Genomic DNA, 22,589 nt, shown 5'->3' with positions numbered 1-22,589 from the left:
AGGCCCAAAATGGAAATTTACATATGAAAAAGACCAAGACATTTATGTTTGCCCCAACAAGAAAGCATTAACTTACCGAACAACGAATCGAGAAGGATATAGAGAATATAAATCTGATCCAAAATTATGTGGCAGTTGTCCACTTCTATCACAATGTACAAGATCTAAAAATAATGTGAAAGTGGTAACCCGTCATGTATGGGAAGAACATAAAGAGAAGGTAAGGATAAATAGGTTATCAAATCCTGGAAAGAAGCTATATAAATTTAGAAAAGAAAAAGTGGAGCGAAGCTTCGCAGACTCAAAAGAGCTGCATGGGCTTCGCTATTGCAGGTTTAGGGGAATTAAAAACGCAAGTGAGCAGGTTCTTCTAACTGCAGCTTGCCAGAATATAAAAAAGATTGCGACCCACCTAGCGAAGCTAGGATAAATGGGAAGCAATCTTTTTTTATACTTATCCAAAGATATCGAAGCAAAAAAACCTTTGAATAACTATGAAAAAATTAACTTTCTCGACAAGCTGAGCGAAGATATTCTTCGCTTTTTAAGGACGCTTTCTACTACGTTCTGTAAAATAAGGGGACTTGCCCTCTAATCCGATCCTGAGTTCAGTATGAACGAGCGTTAGTAAAAAGCTTTTATGAACTGTATCTTAAGAAGTAGCGACTTTAAGCTTTTTGAATTCTTCTGTCAGCATTGGCACGACTTCAAATAAGTCCCCAACAATACCGTAGTCTGCTACATTAAAGATATTCGCTTCTGGGTCTTTATTAATCGCTACAATTACTTTTGAATTGGACATACCCGCTAAATGCTGGATCGCACCAGAAATTCCACAAGCAATATATAAGTCAGGAGTTACAACTTTACCTGTTTGACCAATTTGTAAAGAGTAATCGCAATAATCTGCGTCACATGCACCACGTGATGCTCCAACTGCTCCACCTAGAACATCTGCAAGCTCTTTTAATGGGTTAAAGCCATCTTCACTTTTGACCCCACGGCCACCAGCAATGACAACCTTGGCTTCTGAAAGATCGACTCCTTCACTTGCTTTTTGAACCACTTCTTTAATAATGGTACGTAAGTCTTTAATTCCTACAGATAGCGAGCTAACGTCACCGCTACGACTCTCATTCTTTTCTGGTGCTTCAATATTATTAGGACGAAATGGTTACMAAAACTAGACCATCTGTCACAATTTTCTTCTCAAAGGCTTTTCCAGAATAGATTGGGCGAGTGAAAACAATGTTTCCTCCAGCCTCTTCGATTGCCGTTACATCACTCACAAGACCAGAATGTAGCTTGCTAGCAATCTTTGGTGATAGGTCTTTACCTAGTGCTGTATGACCAAACACAATACCTTCAGGTTTTTCTTGTTCAATGACAGCTAATAAAGCCTGCGCATAACCGTCTGGCGTGTAGTGATCTAATTTTTCATCTTCCACCACTACCACACGATCTGCTCCGTAGTGAACAAGCGATTGACCTAAAGCGCTTACACTCTGACCAACAAGTACCCCTACTACTTCTCCTCCTTCAGAAATTGTTTTTGCTGCCCCAATTGCTTCGAATGATACATTACGTAGTGAACCGTCACGCACTTCTCCAAGTACTAACACTTTTCTTCCCATTTTTTCTACCTCCCGTTTTGTCCTTGTGTAGTCAATTAGATAACCTTTGCTTCTGAATGTAGTAATCCTACTAATTCCTTTACTTGGTCGGCAATTTCACCCTCTAACACTTTCCCCGCTTCTTTCTTTGGAGGTAAGAAGATTTCAATTGTTTTCGTTTTAGCTTCTACATCGTCTTCATCTAGGTCTAAATCATCTATTTCTAACTCATCTAATGGTTTCTTTTTGGCTTTCATAATACCAGGCAAAGAAGGATAACGAGGTTCATTTAAACCTTGTTGCGCTGTTACTAATAGCGGTAGGCTCGTTTCAATCTTTTCAGTATCTCCTTCTACATCACGAGTGACTGAAACTGTCGTACCATCAATGGTTAGTTCCGTAATCGTTGTCACATAGTTTATCCCTAATTGTTCAGCAACACGAGGACCAACTTGACCGGAACCTCCATCAATCGCAACATTCCCCGCGATAATTAAATCTACTTCTTGTTCCTTTAAGTATTCAGCTAAAATAGCCGCTGTTGTAAATTGATCTCCTTCTTCAATATCGTCTTCAATATTGATTAAAACGGCTTTATCAGCACCCATTGCTAAAGCTGTTCGAAGTTGTTTCTCTGCTTCTTCATTGCCGACCGATACAACTGTAATTTCTCCGCCATGCTCATCACGAACCTGAATCGCTTCCTCGACTGCATACTCATCGTAAGGATTGATGATGAATTCTGCCCCGTCTTCATTAATTTGATTGCCAGCTAACGTGATTTTCTCTTCTGTGTCAAAAGTTCTTTTTAACAATACGAAGATGTTCATGTTTTCCCCTCCCAAAGTGTAAACATTCTTTCCATTAGAAAGATTATGAATATTTTAGATAAAAATATATAGTAAAAGGTGGGGCAAATCGATCGGATCTGCCCTCCTCTATACTCCTAGTTACTTGCCTTTGAATTCAGGCTTACGTTTTTCAAGGAACGCTGTGATTCCTTCTTTGCCATCTTCAGACATAAAGCATTCACCAAACAAATCAGCTTCTTGATTTACCCCTTCATAGAAACGATTTGATTTTGTGTAAGATAATAGCTTCGAAGTAGCCTTTAGCGCAATTGGACTTTTACTCGCAATCTTCTCACATAGCTCGGTAGTCTTTGTCATAAGCTCTTCATCTGAAAAGCTTGCATTCGCTAGACCCCACTTCACTGCTTCTTCACCCGTAATTGGCTCACTTGTGAAAAGCATCTCAGCAGCCTTGGCTCTTCCCACTAAATGAGGAAGGCGCTGTGAACCTGCAAATCCAGGCACTAGTCCTAACTGAAGTTCTGGAAGTCCTAGTTTAGCTGAATGGGTAACATATCGGATATGACAACTCATCGCTAATTCAAGCCCTCCGCCAAGTGCTGCACCATGGATGGCAGCAACAACTGGCTTTCCAAAGTTCTCCACTCGTTCAAACAAACCTTGACCACGGCCAGCAAGACTAGCAAATCCTTTTGCATCCTCGACGCTTAGGAACTCTTTAATATCTGCGCCGGCAGAAAAGAATCTGCCTTCACCATGTAGGAGTAGAACACGAATGTCATCATTGTTCTCTACCTCATCTAACACATCATTTAATTCCATTAAAACTGAACTACTAAGTGCATTAGCAGGTGGTCTATTTAATGTAATTAATCCAATTCCCTTTTCTACTTCTATGCTAAAAAATTCCAAAACAATTCCTCCTACTTATTGGTGAGCTTGACAACCTCGCAAGATTATCTGATGGATCGGCTTAGCTAGAGCAGCAAGTTCATATTTATGATCATTCATGACCCAGGTTGTGACAATTTCATCAATCGTTCCGAAAATCATTTGTCTTGTTAGACGCACATCTAGACTTGGATCAAATTCACCTCTGTCAATTCCTTCGTACAATATCATATCAACAAGCTTTAAATACTTCTTAAGCACATCGTTGATTTTCAATCGAATTTCTTTGTTTGACTGACGTAGCTCCAACTGAGTAACCGTCGCTAGATGATGATCGTCACATAATATAGAAAAATGATTCTCTATCATAACTAATAATTTCTCTGAAGAAGAACTTTTCCCTGCAATTACTTCTTCCGTTTTTTCAATGAATAATCCCATCTTTTCACGAAACATGCTGATAAGAATATCTTCTTTATTTTTGAAGTACAAATAAATTGTTCCATCTGCCACACCTGCTTGTTTTGCAATCTTTGATACTTGTGCTTGATGATAGCCATTTTCTGCGATGACAATCACGGCTGCATCAATAATTTGTTTATATTTCGGCTTATTTCTTTTCAAGGGGCTATCACCTTCCGCTAAATAATGAATGACCATTCATTCATATTTCTATCTTATAATGATACCCCTTACTTGTCAAGAATTTAGAGAGGCTTGTCTACCTATTTTACAAAAGAAATAAGCTTAGCTTATTTCTTCAGAAGATTGCTTTTGCTTTTCTTCGTCTACTAAGGCTCTTCTTAAGATCTTACCTACTGCAGTTTTTTGGTAATTCATCTCTAAACTCATAGATTCTTGGTACCTTATAAGCAGCTAAAAATTTTCGACAATGCGTATCTAATTCTTTTTCCGTTAATTGTTTTCCATCTTTTAAAACAACATACGCTTTAACGGTTTCACCACGATACGGGTCTGGTATTCCGGCACAAACAGCTTCTTGTACGGCTGGGTGTTCATAAAGAATCTCTTCAATTTCTCTTGGATAGATATTAAATCCACCGGCTATGATCATATCCTTCTTACGATCTACAACGAAGAAGTATCCATCTTCATTCATATAACCTAAGTCTCCTGTTAATAACCAGCCATCTCTAAATGTAGAAGCTGTATCTTCTGGACGGTTCCAATATCCTTTCATGACTTGAGGTCCTTTAATAGCGATTTCTCCGATTTCACCTGGAGGAAGTGGTTCCCCTGTTTCAAATGAAAGGATGGCAGACTCCGTATCTGGCCAAGGTACTCCAATACTTCCTTTAACATAAGGACGATCCCAGACAAAGTTTGCATGGGTTACTGGAGATGTTTCGGTTAATCCATACCCCTCGACCATCTTTCCTCCTGTTACCTTTTCAAAATTTTCTTGAACCTCCACCGGAAGTGGTGCGGAACCACTAATACAAGCATGAATAGATGATAAGTCATATTTATTAATATCTGGATGATTTAATAAACCTATATAAATGGTTGGCGCACCTGGGAATAAGGTTGGCTTTTGTTTTTGAATCGTCTTTAACGTGTCACCCGCATCAAATTTTGGCATAAGTATAATCTTATATCCAGCCATGACCGATAGAATTAATACAGACGTCATCCCAAACACATGGAAAAAAGGCAAAATCCCTAGGATGCTTTCTTCCCCTTTTTTGCACTTATATAACCACTTATCGCTCATACTTGTATTGACAATTAAATTTTTGTGAGTTAGCATAACTCCCTTTGGAAATCCAGTAGTACCACCAGTATATTGTAACAGTGCTAAGTCGTTTTCAAAGTCAAGGGGGGTCTCAATTGGTGTTGCTGAAGCTTCTTTTAAAATCGTAGGTAATAAATGGGTATTTCCTGAATGAGAGACTTTCACTTTAATACCATATTGCTTCTTTTGTATATGAGGATAAACCAAATTTTTAGGAAACGGTAAATATTCCTTTATTTCGGTTACAATAACATTTTCAAGATCTGTTTCATTTAATACTTTAGATACTCTTGGATAGAGTATATCTAGTGTTAAAATGACTTTTGCTCCTGAATCCTTCATTTGATATTGTAATTCTCGTTCCATATAAAGAGGATTGGTCTGAACGACAATTCCACCAGCATATAAAGTGCCATAGTAACCAATCATGGACTGAGGTGTATTTGGTAACATGATGGCTACCCGGTCCCCTTTTTTGATGCCCAATTCATCTTTTAAGTAGTTAGCAAACTTAAGAGAAGCTTCATATAACTCTATGAACGTAATATCCTTCCCTAAAAAATGCACTGCTACTTTTTCCCCATACAGTTTAGCAGCATCTGTTAAATATTCATGGACTGCTTGTTCTTTGTATGCTATTTCATGAGGAATTTCTTCAGGATAATGCTTTAACCAGATTTTCTCCATCTTCTCTCCCCCTTGTTATTTTTCGAAAAATTTAGATTTTTCCCACCCAACTTCATTATAATCGAAAAAGAAAGAGCTTACAATTTGAAATGTAATGGACAAGCTTCAACTTTTTTCGTCATGTTTTGGACACTAGGAGACCTATTACAGTTATCATGATATGAGGAAAGCTATACAGCCAATGGGCTACAAAATCACTGGGCGGCGTGCCGTCAGTAATTCCACTGCCGTGAAAGACAAACCATAGAATGATCGGCGGAATTTGGATGACTACCACTACAGCAATAATACTGGTGGTGAGTATTTTTGCTACCTTGTTGTTGAAAAAGCTAAAAGGAATAATCACTAATCCACTAAGAATAGAAATCAGCCCCCATCTAGAAACACTCTCTTCTGTTTGTCCAAACACTTCCCAATAATACAAAAAGCCTACAATAATACATAATGCAGATAATATAAGTTTCAATCCTCTATCTATGGCCATTTCTCCCCCATTTATCTTCCTAAAATTTCCTTCTGAATCTTTTTAGTCAATTTACTTAAGACAAGTTCATAGGAATGCTGGATAAGGTTTTCCACAAACTCATCCGTAAACCTTTCATCATAATAAATAGAATTCCAGTGTGTTTTATTCATATAGTACCCAGGAATAATTCGGTCATATTGTTCACGAAGCTCTTCTGCACGAACTGGATCACATTTTAATGTGATAATGGGCTCACCTTTTGCATCTCCCCCCATCATGGCAAACATCTTTTCCCCCACGTGGTAGCGGTCTGCTTGCCAATCCTGCTGATAGTCATGGGTTGTACCTTTTAAAGATGCACAATAGTCTTGTAACCTTTTCTTGTTCATTTCGCTCAACTCCTTTTTTATTTTTTCAACTCACTATGTAAAAAAACAGAGGGAAACAAAATGACATTTCCACTCTGAACATCTCATGTTAACTAAAATATAACGTTTACGACCAGACGACTGGAAATAAACGAGCTTCCTTTAAAGGCCCTAGGTCAATATCCTCTTCTGACAATGCTAAATACCTTCCTGTTTCATCCTTTTCAAATACTATGGTCAATTCGTCGCGTGCTTCATTAAACCTTCCTAATAACGAAAGATAGCATGCTCGGTTGTAGGCAAATAACATTTCATCTTCTTCTATCTCCATACACGTTTCTGCATAGCGTAATGCCTCTTCAAATCGTTGAAGTCGTCTATAGACAATGCTTAATTCATTCAATATATATGGATTTTGAGTGAACTGAGCGGCCTTCATTAAATACGTTTCCGCTTCATTTAAATCCCCAAGAGCGGCAAGTGCCCTACCCATATGAAGATACGCAAGGTCATATAATGGCTCTAATTCAATCGCTTTGCGTAAAACTTCGCAAGCAGCTGTCATGTCCCCTTTTTCATAGTAGGTGTAGCCCAATAACGTTAGAACTTCCACTTCTTCTTTCACAGTCAAGCAGTCTAGTAATAGTTGTTCTGTTTTCTGAACATAGTTGAATTTCTTACGTTCGTTTTCTTCAGCTAGTAAGTCTGTATAAACGCTAGCCAACTTGTATGCTACATCATACTGCCATTCTTTCTTTAGGGAGCCAACTAGAACCTTGATCGCATCCTCAGCTAAATCATGATCGATATAGAAATCTGTAAGCCACATTACCGCTTGGATATTCTCGTAATCTAACTTTATAGCACGTTCATATAAAGCAATGGTTATTCCTAGGTTGTACGTAAGCTTAGAGAAGTTCACAAGTCGTTTAAAAATACCAGCTTGCTCCGTGTGAACTTGATTTTCTACTACAGCTTTCATCTTTTCTTCAAACGTTACGGCCATAGTCATAAAGGCCAAACTCTTTTCTTTAGGTTCCAAGTGAAGTCTATTTAACTCTGAATCCATTCTCAAAAGTCCTTTACTTTCAAAGTAAAGCTGTAACAGCGTCTCATAATAAGCTCGTGTTTCTACATTTTCTTCAATTAAAGAAAGTACTTGCTTTTTTGCTGCTTTAAGATTCCCGGTTTTCATCCAATATTTTACTTGGTGGAATCGGATTACAGAAAAATCTGGAGAAAGGCGTCTAGCTTCTTCTAGCATTTGACCCTCCACCTCGACATCTTGAATGGACCCATACGCATAAGCCAACGTATCATAGTAGAATGCTTCATCTAATAAAGCTTTTTGATCCTCTACTAAGTTAATAAACTGTTGCACAGCTTCCTCGTCCATAAGATCTGTCATCTTTTCAACTGACACACTGTATGGGTCAATGCGAAACGCTTGCTGTAAAAAGCCTAGTTCTTTATCCTTCTCCTCTTTCATCGAAGCGATAGAGGCTAAATCTAAGAGGGCTTGAGTATGCTCAGAATCCAGTTCTGCCACACTTTTATAATAGTCAGCCGCCTTATCATAGTCTTCTAGTTTGTAATACACTTCACCTAGTCGGTAAAGAGGTAGAATATCTTCATACTGTGTAAGGGCTTGTTCAAAATATTTTATCGCTTCCTGTAAGTACCCTTGAGATTCATACAAACAACCAATATAACTAATAATATACGGAGAATCTTGCCTCTCTTTCCGTAGCTTCTTTAAGAAAGTAAAGCCTCTAGTATAGGCTTGATGTTTAACGATCGCATCTTGATACTGTTCAATGGCACCATCTATATTGGACGTTGCCATCTGAACGCCTCTTTCCATCATATCTAGACTAAGCTCTATCTCACCCTCATCTCCAACATCACCCAAAACTCTACCTGCATTAATACACCATATACTATCTTCAGAGAATCTTTCGTTCACATCTTTAATAAAGGAAACTAGTTGCTCAGAATCATTCTCTTGGAGATAGTACATTTCTGTTACCCATGGGTCAGCTGAAAGTGTATCAAGCTGTTTGGCTTCTTCTATCAAGTGAAAAGCTTCTTCTACGTTTTCATGTCTTAGGAAGAATTCACTGACCTCAACAAGAAGATTAACTTCCTTTACTTTTCTGACCGCTTCTACATATACTTCTTCCGCTCTTTTCACATCCTGTAAGGTATTTTCAAACAGATCAGCTAGCTTACGATATGCATAGGGGTACGTTGGCTTTAACCCGATAGCTACACGGTAGCCTCTTTCAGCCTTTTGCAATAGTCCCAGTCTCTCATCAATTCTAGCTCTTTCATACCATGCGTGTGCATCATATTTGTGCCGTTTGATGACTTCTTTAAAAAAGCGCTTACTTTCGTGAAGTTCATTTACCTTCGCTAAAATTAATCCTTGATTCATTAAAACAAAGCTATCTTCACTATTAATATCTAACGCAATTTCATTCAGTCTAAGAGCTTTCTCCGCTTGATTTTCCCCTAAATAGCACATGGCAGCATAAGACCACATCACATGATCATCTGGCTCTAACTCTATGGCTTTCTCAAAATATTCAACGGCACGTTTCGTATCATCTTGGTCATAATAGTTGCGACCCAAGACATACCGATACGCTGAATTTTTATCCTTATCCTGCACAGCCTCTAGGATGGTTCTCGCTTTTTCTAATTTCCCCACACGTTCATAAGCGAGTGCAGTCACTATATTCTTATACGTCCCCTCACGTAGCTGCTCATTAAATGCTTGGATATATTCTTCTAAAATGTCGGCATCTAGCTCAGTCGGGAAGGAGCGTATCGCATATTCCCATACAACAAAATGATCACGGTGAGTCTGTAAGTAATCATGATCCTCTTCCGTTAACGGGCTTTCTTCCAGTTTCTCTACTAATTCCATTACCGTTTTCATCACAGAATGTTCTTGTTCAGATAGAAGATGTAGCTTCTGCTCTTCTCCACTAGGTACAACAGCAATAGTGGATGCTCGGTTGTTATCAAAATACTCAGGAACATCCTCGTATTGAACCGTGATCAACTCTCTAAAATTAGGATCTTGTATAAAAAGGCATTGTAAATTGTCATCATAGCCTACAATGACTTGAACATGTGAAGATAACGGATAATCGATCATCGCAATCATCCCCACATGCTGATCAATCAGCTTTTTATAGAGAGCAGCTGTTCCATAAAATAACTTCGTTGCAAATCCTTGCTCTTCTAAAAACTTCACAGACCTGGGAATCCTCGAACCAGATACCTCAAAAACATGCTCTGCTATCTCATCCTGCTCTAAACGATCCCCAAACTGACTGGTTACCATGGAAATACAAGCTGGCATGCAATAATTATATTTTTGCGCAACCGGTGTGTAAGCGACAAATTTTCTTTCTAATGAGAACGTCTCTTTAAACTGTTTAAACATGGACGACTTCTTTAATCCTCTATTCGCTTCTAATAAAGCTTGCAGCTCATCAAGCATTTCATTCTCATAATAATAGTTGGCCAAATAATAGTTATAAAGAGGCTGACTAGAATGACCAGGAGACTGCCTCTTCATCTCATCTATCGACTGTAGCATTCCCGTCCAATTCTTTTGTTTAAAATGTAGCTGAACCTGCTCGTGAACCAATCGTGTAAATGAAGGATATAATCTCTTCGCTTCATTCAGTAGCTGTTGAGCCTTCTGTATCTTCCCAACCGCTACAAGATGGTGAATTTCCAAATATCTCGAAAACGCTCCATCTTTCTGATCATTTCTCCCCTTATGCAAATACTCGACAGCAACATCCCATTCTCCTTTTATAAGATAATAATATCCCCACCTAGTATGAATATCGTTTGCTGAGAGTTCTTCTAATTTCTCCATATAGCGACTAGCTTCTTTAAACCTTTGCATAAACATAAGCGTGGTGGCCATCGTTGAATAAAGCTTGATCGTTTCTTCCTCAGATAGATCCTGATCTTCTAGCTGTTTTAGTAATCTTTCTGATTCTACCAGCTTATTCTCATCTATTAATTCATCACAATACCACATCGTCGTATAGGGAGACTTAACTCTACGGTATCTTGCTCGAATTAAAATATGCGCTAGTCGATTCATTAACACTGAATCAAGCATCTTGATAAGCCCTTTAAAATCCTCATCAGAGAGGTACACGAACCTCTTCACAAATTGAAGAGAGTTAGCCTTTTGAATTTCCAGGTATTCTTGTAACCATCTAGTGACCGCTTCATCATATTTCTCTTCTTCAATTAATCTTGTATATTGGCTTTGAGTCATATTTTCTCCTTAACAGTATAATAGTATGAAAGTTCTAACATTACTTTTTATAATAGACTATTTGTTGGTTTTTTTCCATATGTTTTTTTAATTGAGTAGCAGGAAATGAATGGGAAGATTTTGAAGGGCAGGAGATTGTGCAGGTGAATCTCTTATTTGTGCGGATGACACCTCTGTTCGTGCGGTATTGGTAGGGTTTGGTGCGGGTGCAGATGGTTCTCGTGCGGTTCTGGCCAATCTCGTGCGCTCTCACAAATCTCGTGCGGACACCAACCATTCCTGTGCGGGCACTCAACCCCTGCACCCTGTCCCAATTCCACCCATAAAAATAGAACCTCCAAAAGGAAGTTCCCAAAGTCTATCTATTTAATAAGTCAAACTTGCAGCAACTACAAGTCCCACTACAATCCCTGCGGCAAATAAGCTGAAACCAATGGCTAGATTCCCCTCTTCCACTTTTTCAGCTAAATGAGTACGAGGAGTCAAGATATACTCAATGATAAAGTACGCCAACACTTGAGCTACAATCCCAACGATTCCCCATATAAAAGCATCTAATAGATTCACACTACCAGCCCACACCGTGTAGATGACAATGGCAAGACCTATGGTTTTTCCCCACAGCTTTAAGGCAACAGCAAGGTTCCCCTCTTTTATTAGTTGTCGCTCTGAAAACTTTGTAGTAAATGAAAAGGCAATTAGCCCTAGAATGATAAGAACAAACCCCGTTCCTAAATGAGCAAGAAAGCTTAAAAATGATTCTAACGTAATGTAAGACATTTAGTTCTCTCCTTTCAATTCATATATTCCAATTGGTAAATGATAAGAATGATTGTCTGTTATTTGCCCACCTGCACGTATACCTATAGCCATGGGTAGGTGATGCACATAAAAACAGCCGTACATAATATGAGCAAGTTGTTTTCCTTTTTCAGTTTGAATGGTATGAGTAGGAAGAGAAATGTATTCTTGAAATACCTGTAACGAATCTCTGTACGTCTTTTGCCGATCCTCGGCAATTTTCCTTCCATCTCCATTATAGATCACTACCGTATCTCCTTCTCGACCAAAAGCCGGTTTACCGACATGTTTTTGATTGCTTTGGACAAAAGAATCTGGTTCTAGATAAGTGGCTAGGAAATGTTCACCGATCCACTCCTGTTCTTCCTCTGTAAAATAAGGATGCTCTTCTTCATATAATCCCCAAATGATTGCCTGAACTGCTTTTGATTGAAGTAGAAAGGCAGACGGGGGATTAAGTAAAATGAGCTTGTTATCTTTAACAAACCTTAATAGGGTTTCTCCTATTTTATCCTGTGAGCCTTTTGCGACATCTTCCACTAAATGCTCAACTGGGTATGTAGGACGGTATAAGATGTCAATCCGTTCACCTTCTGGGGTATATACCCCACTCTCAAGAACCATCTGTCCTCCATTTATGAAATCTTCTTCTATAATTTGGAGATCTGAAAGGGGGACATATTGAGAAGGAACCTTTGATAACTTTTGTAAATAAAGGGTGGTAAAGTAATCTTCCTCATGATCAGGATGAGAGGTAAACACAATAGTCGGTGTACGATCTTTCGTCCAGGCTTCTCGTATTCCTTTGTTTAAAGATTTACCTAGAAGTTCCTCTAAGTCCTGGTTCGGATCCTCACATTGAAAATACTCACAAACTTTACCATTAATAAAAATGTTTCTTTTATAAACGTAGGAGTGTCACTATTAAATTCTAATAATTTTATCTTTCCATCCTGTACCACAAAGTCCATGCGCCCAAGTAACGTAATTAGGCTATGACTTGGAAGTCGAACAAACTCAAGGGTAGCTTTAGGGAAACCTAGCTGAATCAACGTGTCATCATCAAGATTTGTTAGCAGTTGAAGTGTTTTTTGATAAATACTTCCGACGCGTTTCGTTGCCTGTCGTATCTTATTTATGGTTTCATTGGATTCATATTTTACATCCAACAATGAATATTCTTCTCCGTATAAGTCATGCCAGTATTGATCAAATTGAGAGTAAAAGGCTTGGCGCTCACTTTGATAGTTACCCACCAAAACCACCCTTTGATCCGCTGCCAATACCTGATTTAGCCGAATTGCTGTAGCTTTTATAGGATGAAGATTCTTTTAAGCTTGACTTACTTTTGAAATATCTCCCACCGTAAAAGTAACTTCTATAATAGGGTGAATCATCGTCATCACAATAGTAGGTCCCTGTTTCTTCGTCCCAGTCCCAGTCTAAGCAGTCGGTATCTTCTGGTTCTGGTGGTATATCTGAACCACAGGCTGCTATGGTCATAGTCATTGCAGCCATAACTCCTGTCATCAATTTTGTTGTTTTCTTCATGCCCTTTCTCCTTTCTCTAAAACGTATCCAGTAGGGGTTAGATAAAGAACATAGGTCATTCTGTCCTCATCAATTTCTGCAGAGTCTCTCTCCCATTCTACATCGTCAATAAAATGGTACACAGCCCCTATTTTATGTAATACATTTAAATGGAATGAAAACTGTTCTACTTTTAATAAGGGATGGTTCTTTCTTGGATTGTATTCGCGAAATTCTAATTGAATTCCACCTTGCCCTGGCTGTATTTCAAATGGAGCTTCTTCAAACACTTCCACATAAATTAAATTTACCTGATCTTCTATAGCAGAAGACGTTTGTTTATAAGTCACGCCGTTTTTCACAAAGAACTCGCATTCTCTTCTTGCCAGAATCTGTTCCATCTCTATATCATCATAGTAATAAATAGGGGTAAATTCTTCACCTTTAAGTAGTCGGTACTCTAGTATTGATTGCATACGTACACTCCTCTCATGGGCACTTTTAGTATATACGTGTAGAATGGACAAAGGATTCAAATATTCTATTCCGACTGTATGAATCAAAACGTGCATTCCACTTAGCGAAATGCACGTTTACTCCTATCTATTCTACCTTTACTCTCTTTCTCTCGCCACCTGGGTGTCTCTTATATTTTTTTGAATGGTAATCGCAGAAAAAATACTAAGAACAAAGGATGTACTACGAGATAGAGAATATACAACGTCCATAAATATTGCAGATTTCCCTACCTATTTTAATCCAACCTTTAAAAGCAAAGCAGATGTTACCGTATCAGAAAACTTAATTACAGCAGAAGGCAATGCCTACGTTGAATTCGCCGTTGCTGTTGGAAAACAGCTAGGTATATTTAAAGACCGTGAAGATGAATTGGAGACTGTACTGTTTTTTAAGAATCAGTTAAGAGGTTGAACTACTAAAGACTCGGTCACTCACTCCGCTTAAGAGTGGAGTGACCGAACCATCTTTATCCAGGGTTTAATTCATCGATTTCTTTAATTGGTACATCATCAAAAAATGTTGATCCATTCATTCGACCTACTTCTAATAAAATGGTTAATGACCATTAAATTTAATACCCTTGTAAAGGCTCCTATCCTTGGTATGAATTATTACAGCCCTACAATTAAATATTGCCACCATCCTACTAATGCTTATTTGTTTTTTTATGATACACTTAGAGTAGGCCTATATAAATATAATATGAAAGTAGGATTTAATGAAAACGAACAATAAATTTACCCAAAATGAAACAGTCCGTATAAAATCTACTGGGGAACATGTAACGATTATCAAATGGATGTATGTAAAAAATATGAAACGGTTCTCTTATATCCTTAAGGAATATCCTAATACCTTTTATTTTGAAGAAGAAATGGAATCAATCTAAGTATCTCTTTACCACTACCACGTTCATGTAGAACTTAGAAAAAGATATAAGCTGTTTGGCCCTCGCATCCTTACCCGCTCTTTCTACCCCTTTCTCTCCCTTGTTTACATTTGATATAAGTATAAGGATTTAAAGAACCCATCCCCTTCGTTACTAATCAGTAATTCAAGGAATGGGCCTGTTCATGTTACGTTGCCTACTTTACACAAAAAACGCCAGATAGATGATCCCTACAAGTAGGAAAACTCCACATAATGCTATTAATATTTTCGCTAATGTTTCCATGTTCCGTTCTCCTTACGAAATGCCTGCGCCAATAACAAAGCTTAGGCCCACTGATATGACTAAAGAGATAAACCCAACCGCTCTATTATCAGCAGCAATTTCTTCATCAATTTTAAATCGAGGTGTTAAAAATTCATAAATGAAATAACTGATGAGGAGCAGGAAAAAAACCAAAAAATCCCCAACCAATTATATCTACAAAGCTATTATGCTGTGCTATTGAATGACTGAAGATATTCGCTATGCCAAAAATCTTACCGCCTGTGGCCATTGCAACTGCCATGTTACCTTTCTTTATTTCCTCCCAGTTTTTATACTTTGTTACAAATTCAAAGATCGTTAAAAACAGGACTAAGCACAGAATCACAACAGAAAAATATCCAGCTGTTTGAACAAGGTCCCACTGCCAAAATTCATTCCCCATACCATTCTCTCCCTTATTTAAATTCAACGACTGTTACACCTGTCCCACCTTCGCCTGCTTCTCCAAACCTAATGGACTTCACAGATCGATGGTTTTTCAAGTATTCTTGAACGCCTTTTCGTAGCGCACCCGTTCCTTTACCATGAATGATCGACACGCGAGGATAGGAGGCTAATAATGCATCATCGATATATTTTTCTACTCGATTTAATGCATGATCATAACGTTCACCACGTAAATCTAACTCTAAGCTTACATGGTAGTCCTTCCCCTTCACCGTAGCCAGGGGTTTGGTCACTTTTTCTTTTTTGCGTGATACAAACTCTATATCTTTTGTCTCTACTTTCATCTTCAAGATCCCCATTTGTACAGCCCATTCTGCTTCTCCAGTCTTCTCGAGAAGCACTCCTTTTTGGCCGAAGGAGAGGACTTTGACATCATCGCCAGGACGTAATTCTTTTGAATCTGTTCTGGATGCTTGTGTTTTCTTCATATTCTTCGTCGGTGTTGCATCTTCTAGGCGTTTTTTAGCTTCAATTAACTCATGCTCTTTTACTTCAGCATTCTTTTGAATACGTAAGTTTCGAAGCTCTCGGATAATTTCCTCGGCTTCTCGCTTTGCTTCTTCTACAATTTTTATTGCTTTATCTTTTGCTTTATCCACAAGCTCATCTTTTTTCTCATAGTATTCAACCGTTTGTTTTTGAAGATCGCGATGCAGCTTATCGGCAGATTTTAGTAATTCATTCGCTTCCATGCGTTCTTTTTCCGCCATACGCTTTGATTCCTCTAATGACGCAATCATGTTTTCCACCTGCTTGCTATCTGTTCCAATATGCACTCTTGCATAGTCAATTACATCATCAGAAAGTCCTAACCGTTTCGAAATTTCAAACGCATTGCTTCGTCCAGGAACACCGAGTAATAATCGGTAGGTAGGGCGAAGGGTTTCCACATCGAATTCAACACTCGCATTCACAACACCTTCACGATTGTATCCATAGGCTTTTAATTCAGGATAGTGCGTTGTTGCGACAACTCTTGCTCCTCTTTTATACACATAATCTAGGATACTAATCGCAAGAGCTGCCCCTTCTTGCGGATCTGTTCCAGCACCAAGCTCATCAAATAATACTAAGCTTTGAAAGTCGACTTTATCTAAGATATCCACAATATTCACCATATGAGAAGAGAATGTAGATAAGCTTTGCTCGATGCTCTGCTCGTCTCCAATATCTGCATACACGGATTGAAACACAGCAAGCTCAGAGCCATCTAACGCGGGTATCGGTAACCCTGCCTGTGCTAGGAGGGTACAAATCCCAATCGTTTTTAAGGTCACGGTTTTACCACCTGTATTAGGTCCCGTAATGACAATTGTCGTAAAATCCTCTCCAAGGAAAATATCATTTGCCACTGCTTCTTCTATCCCTAGTAAAGGGTGACGTGCTTTAAATAGTTTAATTCTTCCTTTGTCGTTCATGGAAGGCTTTGTCCCTTTAATCGAACGACCGTATTTTGCTTTCGTGAACATAAAGTCTATATGAGCTAGATGATTAATAATAACCGAAAGGTCTTCTGTTACTTCACTCACTCTTCCTGATAGCTCAAGTAATATTTTCTCTATTTCAGTTTGTTCTTTGACTCTTAATTCACGCAAGCTATTATTTAGCTGTACGACAGATTCTGGCTCTATAAAAAGTGTTTGACCAGATGAAGATTGATCATGAACAATTCCGCCATAATGCCCACGGTATTCCTGCTTTACAGGTAAGACATATCGGTCATTTCGTATTGTCACTATGGCGTCCGAAAGCATCTTTTGGGCGTTGCGAGATCTCACCATACTTTCTAACTTCTCACGTACTCGTCCTTCTGTAAGCCTACGCTGACTTCGTATTGAGCGTAGGGCAGGACTTGCCCCGTCTAAGATTTCTCCGTTGTCATCAATGCTTTGTTTGATCTCATGTTCGAGGCCAGTCAGAATGGGCATCTCAGAGATCAAACCGTGAAAAATCGGCAAATCCACACCTTCCTCAGAGAGTTGCTCTTCGAAAGCACGAATCATACGAGAAGCATAAATGGTGCTTGCCACCTCAACTAATTCTGAGGCATTAAGCATTCCACCAATCTCCGCGCGCTTTAGCTGTGGTCTGATATTAAAAATACCACCAAGTGGTGCATGTCCTTTCAACCTTAAGACTGTCGCTGCTTCGTCTGTTTCTTCTTGTAAAGTTATAACATCCTCTAAAGAGGTTGCAGGTACTAAGCTTTCCGCTCTTTCTCTTCCAAGTGAAGAAGAAGCAAAGCTCATAAGTTGCTCCCGTATTTTATAAACTCTAATGTTTTTAACGATTTACCTTCCAACGATTATTTCCTCCTATTAGCCCCTCGTTCGTGTAAAAATGCAAGCAAATCTTCAGTAGACATGGCATTCAATACCATCTCTTTTCGAATCCAGCCTTTTCTTGCTGTTTTCACACCTAGCTCCATAAATTCAAAGTGATCGATACTATGAGCATCTGTATTAATGACAATCGGTACACCTTTTTCCTGCGCTTTTTTAATTTCAGAGCTATTTAGATCTAAACGATGGGGATTAGCATTTAACTCTAAAGCCGTATTCGTTTTAGCAGCTAATTCAATTAACAGATCCACATCCACATCGTATCCATCTCGTCGTCCAATCAGTCTCCCCGTCGGGTGAGCGATAATGTCAACATGAGCATTTTCTAAAGCCGTTTGAAGACGCTCCATGATTTTTTCTCTGCTTTGTGAAAAACTAGAGTGGATAGAAGCAATGACAATATCAAGCTCTTCTAAAAGCTCATCGTCATAATCTAGGGAACCATCAGGTAATATATCCATCTCTACTCCTGCTAAAATCGTAATATCATCATATTTATCATTTAATTTTCGAATTTCTTTTTATTTGATCGCGTAAACGATCTGGCGTTAATCCATTCGCTACCTTCAAATACTGAGAATGGTCGGTGATGGCCATGTAGGAATACCCCAAGCGTCTACATTCTTCTACCATTTCCTCTAAAGAGTACGCCCCATCAGACCATGTGGTATGCATATGTAGGTCACCTTTCATATCCTCATCGGAGATTAAGCTGTAGTCTTCTTTAAATTCATCCACTTCTTTTCCATCCTCACGTAGCTCAGGTGGAATGAACGGCAATCCAAAATAGTGGTAAAACTGTTCCTCTGTATCAAAATGAGTGACTTCACCCGTTTCTGAGTTTTCTACCCCATATTCACTTATTTTTTCACCGCGCTCCTTCGCCAACTGCCTCATTCGCACATTATGATCTTTTGACCCTGTAAAATGGTGTAAGGTTGTTGCAAATTCTTCCGGCTTGACTAAGCGAAAATCGACTGACAGATCATAGTCATAATCGAAGACTAGGGAAACTTTTGTATCACCAACCGCAATTTCTTCTTTTATTTTAGGTAACTGACGTAAGGATTCCTTGACCTTTTGCGGCTCTGTTGTTGACATGATATAGTCTAAATCCTTTACCGTCTCACGAAGTCTCCGCAAACTACCTGCTCTCGAGAATTTCTCAATGCCTTCCATTTTCTCCACTGCCTCTTCAATTTCTTTCGCAATCGGCAACACAAAGGATAATGGAAGACGGTCTGGTCTAGATCCTACTTGTTCAATCGCGGCAAGGATTTTTTCTTCGGTTTTTTTACCAAATCCAGCAAGGGCTTGCACTTTTTCTTCTTCACATGCCTTTTTAAGCTCCTCCATGCTTTTGATTCCAAGCTCTTTATAAAGCTTTGCAATCTTTTTCCCTCCTAATCCCTGCAATTGTAAAAGAGGAATCAATCCTTTAGGTACTTCTTCTTTTAATTCATCTAAAACGGAAGAACGGCCCGTTCAATAAATTCATCTATAACAGCGGCTGTTCCTTTCCCTATACCAGATAGTGCTGTAAAATCTTCCATTTCCGTTAAGCTGCGATCATCATTTTCTAAAGCAGCCGCCGCTTTTCGGAAGGCTGAAATTTTGAACGGGTTGTCCCCTTTTAGTTCCATATATATTGCGATCGTTTCTAATAAACGAATAATATCTTTTTTGTTCATCCTTATGAACTCTCCTTCAATCTAGAATAGAATGGAATTCTTCTCTCATTTTATGCTAATGGACCACTGATTTCAAAAGAAAAAGGACTTAACCAAGGAAGTCCCTGTCTAAGTCCTGCAATTTAAATCTGCGTTTCGTTCTCCACTGGTGTTGTTTGAATCCACCATTCTTCTAATGTTCCAGACAGAATTGGAGTATGCTTCACCATCATTTCTCCTAGAACAGATTGCTCCAATAAGGTTTGAATATATTCAATCGGCAATAATGCCATAATAAATAGGGCAATAAAGGCAATAATATACACTTCAACAAACCCTAGAAATCCACCTAATAAGGAATTAAACTGTTTTAACACAGGGAATTGAGCTAAGAAATCGAGCATGGAACCAATTAATTGCATCAATATTTTCACAGCAAAGAAAATAGCGGCAAAGGCAATTGCATTGTAATAGGCAGCATCTAAATTAGCCGCTTCTACTAACATATTTAATGAGTTTGCCTCATCCAATTGAGGAAAAGGGACCCACAGAACAAGCTTAGGAGCGATATCATCGTAATATATGTATGCTGTGACAAATGCCACGATAAAACCTGTCATATGTATAAGCTGTAAAATCAATCCTCTTCTTACCCCAATAAGAAATCCCATTCCTAATAACACTAATAAAGCTAAATCTAGCATGACTCTTTCAGTCCTTTATTCTTTTTAGTTCTTTCTCTAATTGTTCTACTTGATCTTTTAGTTTAAGATATTCATGAACCGTATTCACAGAAGTTAATACAGCGAGCTTCGTTATATCTAAGGATGGATTCATGGAGTTGATCTCTCTCATCTTTTCATCTACCATTGACGCCACGAGACGTATATGACTTGTGGGCTCCGTGCCTACGATTACATATTGTTGCCCATAAATATCTACCGTGGTGCGATTTTTTGGTTGTTCAGACACAGAATAAGCCTCCGTTCTTCAGAATCCTAACAACTATGATACCATGAATAGCAGAATATTGGAAAAAAAATTTACCCTTTCATTCGCTTTTATCACTAGACTTACCACAAGATTTTACTTAAAGGAGACTAACTATGTCCAATGTTGTTTTACAATGCTCTCAAGCAGAAATTAAAAAAGATGATGGATTCGTACTCTTCGTACGTTAAACCCACCCCTCCACCTGGAGCGATATTTGCTGCTAAAACGCCAACATGTAATATAACAGCCTATAAGTCAGGTAAAGTGTTATTCCAAGGGGGAGGAGCAGCTACAGAGTCCATTAAATGGAACGGTATAGACAGCAAATCCTCTCCTTCAAAACCAAAACAAACAAACCACTTCCTGAACAATTTTCTTCTCTTTCTGTTATAGGATCCGATGAAGTAGGAACAGGTGATTTTTTGGTCCTATGACTGTAGTAAGTGCATATGCTAAAAAAAGAACAGTTACCTCTATTAAAAGAGTTAGGGGTAAAAGACTCTAAACATTTAAAAGACGACCAAATTGTTAAGATCGCCAAAGATATCATATCAGTCATCCCTTACTCATTACTCATTCTCCCTAACCCTAAGTATAATGAATTGCAAGCAAAGGGAATGACTCAAGGTAAAATAAAAGCCATTCTTCATAACCAAGTCCTTGTAAACTTACATAAAAAAATTCTCCCTGAAAAGCCTGATGCTGTTCTGATCGATCAGTTTGCAGAAGAGGGCGTTTATTTCCGACATATCCAGAAGCAGCCTGAAGTTTTACGTGAGAATGTTTATTTTAGTACAAAAGCAGAGGGTGTTCATCTTTCTGTCGCGGCTGCATCTATTTTAGCAAGATATGCCTTTTTAAAGGAATGGGATAAATTATCTCAAGTTGCCGGCTTTACTCTACCAAAAGGAGCAGGAAAACAAGTGGACGAAGCGGCTGCCAAAATAATTCTTTCTAAAGGTACTGAAGTGCTAAAAACGTTGACAAAACACCATTTTGCTAACACTGGAAAAGCAATTGCAATTGCTAGTAAAAGAAAAAATCAATAGAAAAGTGTTGAATGACTATCTTTTTGAAAATATATGTGTTATGATTTTTATTAATTATTGTTGTTCGGAATATGATGAATGATAGCTAAAATACTTTTCGAGTAATTTTGCCAGGAATATGAGGACAAGAATAGTAATATCGTGCAACAAGCACTAGGAGGAAACACAATGAACACAGGTAAAGTAAAATGGTTTAACGCAGAAAAAGGTTTCGGTTTCATCGAAGTTGAAGGTGGAGACGACGTATTCGTACACTTCTCAGCTATCCAAGGTGAAGGTTTCAAAACTCTTGAAGAAGGTCAATCTGTAACTTTCGACATCGAAGAAGGTAACCGTGGACCTCAAGCTACAAACGTTAACAAAGCATAATAATGCTTAGTGAAAAACTCTCTTCTTAAGAAGAGAGTTTTTTTCTATTTAGTTTGCACTGGATCTGTCCATACTAAATTAGCTGAACCCCAAAAATTCCCTCACAAATCTAGATCCTTTGATGGTGATGAACGATTTCTTCAAATTCCCTTCGACTGATCCATCTCGCTTCAGCAATTAAATCATCAGGATCTTCAACAGAAATGTCCCCTTCTAATGCTTCAATTAAGAAAAAAAGTAGTATGAACTTTAAATTCTTCTTATATAACTTTTCATAAAGACCATTTATACCATTTCACCACCGGGAATACCCGTTCTTTCCTTAACTCTCTTAAACAGCAAGCTTCTATTATCTCTCTTCTTCACGTTCACTAGAAGGAACAGATCACTTATTTGTATTAACAGTCTCTAGCATTCGTGCGTGTCCTTGATTTACACATATAGCGACTAAATCACACTATTCTTTCATTGAAGTAACCTCCATATGACTATTGACCTATCTTACACTTGACTAATCTCTAAATTTTCAGTATATTTAAGAAAATGTTAAGTTTTTGTAAATTAACAGTAGTTGGAGGGGTGTCATATGACAAATCAAAAAGGTACCACCTTGCAAGTAGACTTTTACGAAAGACTAGAGCAGCTCCGATCAAAGACTCGTGAATTAAAGGAAGAGTGCAGAAAGACATTACTAGAACATCAAGAAGCAATGAAATGTTTAAAATCCTCTAAGATGTAACTATAG

18 protein-coding genes and 7 pseudogenes are annotated in these 22,589 nt (G+C 38.4%); 6 read left to right on the top strand and 19 right to left on the bottom strand.

The features are described from left to right. The coding region (locus M44_RS12685) for a transposase (protein WP_010174173.1) at nt 1-430 on the top strand (430 nt) is incomplete at its 5' end. Nucleotides 431-652: 222 nt separating this feature from the next. Here M44_RS12685 and M44_RS22995 read toward each other — a convergent pair. The 14 genes and pseudogenes from M44_RS22995 to M44_RS30240 all read right to left on the bottom strand — a co-directional run. After that, nucleotides 653-1,634 (bottom strand): annotated as a pseudogene (locus M44_RS22995) (electron transfer flavoprotein subunit alpha/FixB family protein). Between the two features lie 35 nt (nt 1,635-1,669). Then, nucleotides 1,670-2,443, bottom strand: coding sequence for an electron transfer flavoprotein subunit beta/FixA family protein (locus tag M44_RS12675; RefSeq protein WP_010174171.1), 774 nt, complete (start codon nt 2,441-2,443; stop codon nt 1,670-1,672). Between the two features lie 120 nt (nt 2,444-2,563). After that, a complete protein-coding gene (locus tag M44_RS12670; RefSeq protein ID WP_010174169.1) occupies nt 2,564-3,337 on the bottom strand; it encodes an enoyl-CoA hydratase in 774 nt (257 codons plus the stop codon). A 15-nt stretch (nt 3,338-3,352) separates the two neighbouring features. Then, nucleotides 3,353-3,940, bottom strand: coding sequence for a TetR/AcrR family transcriptional regulator (locus M44_RS12665; protein ID WP_010174166.1), 588 nt, complete (start codon nt 3,938-3,940; stop codon nt 3,353-3,355). A gap of 123 nt (nt 3,941-4,063) precedes the next feature. Further along, nucleotides 4,064-5,759: pseudogene (locus M44_RS22990) on the bottom strand (AMP-binding protein). A 118-nt stretch (nt 5,760-5,877) separates the two neighbouring features. Beyond that, a complete protein-coding gene (locus M44_RS12655) occupies nt 5,878-6,243 on the bottom strand; it encodes a hypothetical protein (protein ID WP_010174162.1) in 366 nt (121 codons plus the stop codon). Between the two features lie 11 nt (nt 6,244-6,254). Next, on the bottom strand, nt 6,255-6,614 hold the full coding sequence (locus M44_RS12650) for an MmcQ/YjbR family DNA-binding protein (RefSeq protein ID WP_010174160.1): 360 nt from the start codon (nt 6,612-6,614) through the stop codon (nt 6,255-6,257). A 106-nt stretch (nt 6,615-6,720) separates the two neighbouring features. Next, complete coding sequence (locus M44_RS12645; protein WP_010174159.1) at nt 6,721-10,908, bottom strand: tetratricopeptide repeat protein; 4,188 nt, start codon at nt 10,906-10,908, stop codon at nt 6,721-6,723. Nucleotides 10,909-11,274: 366 nt separating this feature from the next. Then, nucleotides 11,275-11,688 carry a DUF350 domain-containing protein gene (locus M44_RS12640; protein WP_010174157.1) on the bottom strand — a complete coding sequence of 138 codons (414 nt, stop codon included), beginning with the start codon at nt 11,686-11,688 and terminating at the stop codon, nt 11,275-11,277. After that, a complete protein-coding gene (locus tag M44_RS29510) occupies nt 11,689-12,471 on the bottom strand; it encodes a glutathionylspermidine synthase family protein (RefSeq protein ID WP_337444105.1) in 783 nt (260 codons plus the stop codon). A 71-nt stretch (nt 12,472-12,542) separates the two neighbouring features. Next, the gene (locus M44_RS29505; RefSeq protein WP_337444104.1) at nt 12,543-12,965 is read right to left on the bottom strand and encodes a glutathionylspermidine synthase family protein; all 423 of its coding nucleotides are present in this window, start codon (nt 12,963-12,965) and stop codon (nt 12,543-12,545) included. Continuing rightward, a complete protein-coding gene (locus tag M44_RS12630) occupies nt 12,958-13,260 on the bottom strand; it encodes a hypothetical protein (RefSeq protein WP_010174155.1) in 303 nt (100 codons plus the stop codon). Before M44_RS12630 ends, M44_RS29505 begins: the two co-directional genes overlap by 8 nt. Further along, entirely contained in the window at nt 13,257-13,715 is a 459-nt protein-coding gene (locus M44_RS12625; protein ID WP_010174153.1) for a hypothetical protein, read from the bottom strand. Before M44_RS12625 ends, M44_RS12630 begins: the two co-directional genes overlap by 4 nt. A 138-nt stretch (nt 13,716-13,853) precedes the next feature. After that, nucleotides 13,854-13,934: pseudogene (locus M44_RS30240) on the bottom strand (inner membrane protein YiaA); the annotation flags it as partial. Here M44_RS30240 and M44_RS22980 point away from each other — a divergent pair. Then, complete coding sequence (locus M44_RS22980; RefSeq protein WP_010174151.1) at nt 13,900-14,169, top strand: type 1 glutamine amidotransferase family protein; 270 nt, start codon at nt 13,900-13,902, stop codon at nt 14,167-14,169. The pseudogene M44_RS30240 and the gene M44_RS22980 overlap by 35 nt on opposite strands. Nucleotides 14,170-14,476: 307 nt before the next feature. Continuing rightward, on the top strand, nt 14,477-14,647 hold the full coding sequence (locus M44_RS27525; RefSeq protein ID WP_010174149.1) for a hypothetical protein: 171 nt from the start codon (nt 14,477-14,479) through the stop codon (nt 14,645-14,647). Between the two features lie 297 nt (nt 14,648-14,944). Here M44_RS27525 and M44_RS22975 read toward each other — a convergent pair. From M44_RS22975 to zapA, 5 genes and pseudogenes are all read right to left on the bottom strand, one after another. Next, nucleotides 14,945-15,356: pseudogene (locus M44_RS22975) on the bottom strand (DUF350 domain-containing protein). Between the two features lie 13 nt (nt 15,357-15,369). Further along, nucleotides 15,370-17,723: pseudogene (locus tag M44_RS12600) on the bottom strand (endonuclease MutS2). Between the two features lie 3 nt (nt 17,724-17,726). Next, nucleotides 17,727-19,460: pseudogene (gene polX / locus M44_RS22970) on the bottom strand (DNA polymerase/3'-5' exonuclease PolX). Between the two features lie 116 nt (nt 19,461-19,576). Beyond that, nucleotides 19,577-20,137: a CvpA family protein gene (locus M44_RS12590; RefSeq protein ID WP_010174143.1), complete on the bottom strand. Its 561-nt coding sequence runs from the start codon at nt 20,135-20,137 to the stop codon at nt 19,577-19,579. Between the two features lie 7 nt (nt 20,138-20,144). Continuing rightward, nucleotides 20,145-20,405: a cell division protein ZapA gene (gene zapA / locus M44_RS12585; RefSeq protein WP_010174142.1), complete on the bottom strand. Its 261-nt coding sequence runs from the start codon at nt 20,403-20,405 to the stop codon at nt 20,145-20,147. Nucleotides 20,406-20,539: 134 nt separating this feature from the next. Here zapA and rnhC point away from each other — a divergent pair. The 3 genes and pseudogenes from rnhC to M44_RS27060 all read left to right on the top strand — a co-directional run bounded on the left by rnhC (nt 20,540) and on the right by M44_RS27060 (nt 22,583). Further along, a pseudogene (rnhC, locus tag M44_RS22965) lies at nt 20,540-21,475 on the top strand (ribonuclease HIII). A 168-nt stretch (nt 21,476-21,643) separates the two neighbouring features. Continuing rightward, the gene (locus M44_RS12575; RefSeq protein ID WP_010174141.1) at nt 21,644-21,844 is read left to right on the top strand and encodes a cold-shock protein; all 201 of its coding nucleotides are present in this window, start codon (nt 21,644-21,646) and stop codon (nt 21,842-21,844) included. 586 nt (nt 21,845-22,430) lie between these two features. Next, nucleotides 22,431-22,583 carry a hypothetical protein gene (locus M44_RS27060; protein WP_010174140.1) on the top strand — a complete coding sequence of 51 codons (153 nt, stop codon included), beginning with the start codon at nt 22,431-22,433 and terminating at the stop codon, nt 22,581-22,583. Nucleotides 22,584-22,589 lie beyond the last annotated feature (6 nt).

Source organism: Bacillus coahuilensis m4-4 (assembly GCF_000171615.1).
Lineage (GTDB): Bacteria > Bacillota > Bacilli > Bacillales > Bacillaceae_K > Bacillus_T > Bacillus_T coahuilensis.
This window is presented reverse-complemented; position numbering and strand designations above follow the sequence as displayed.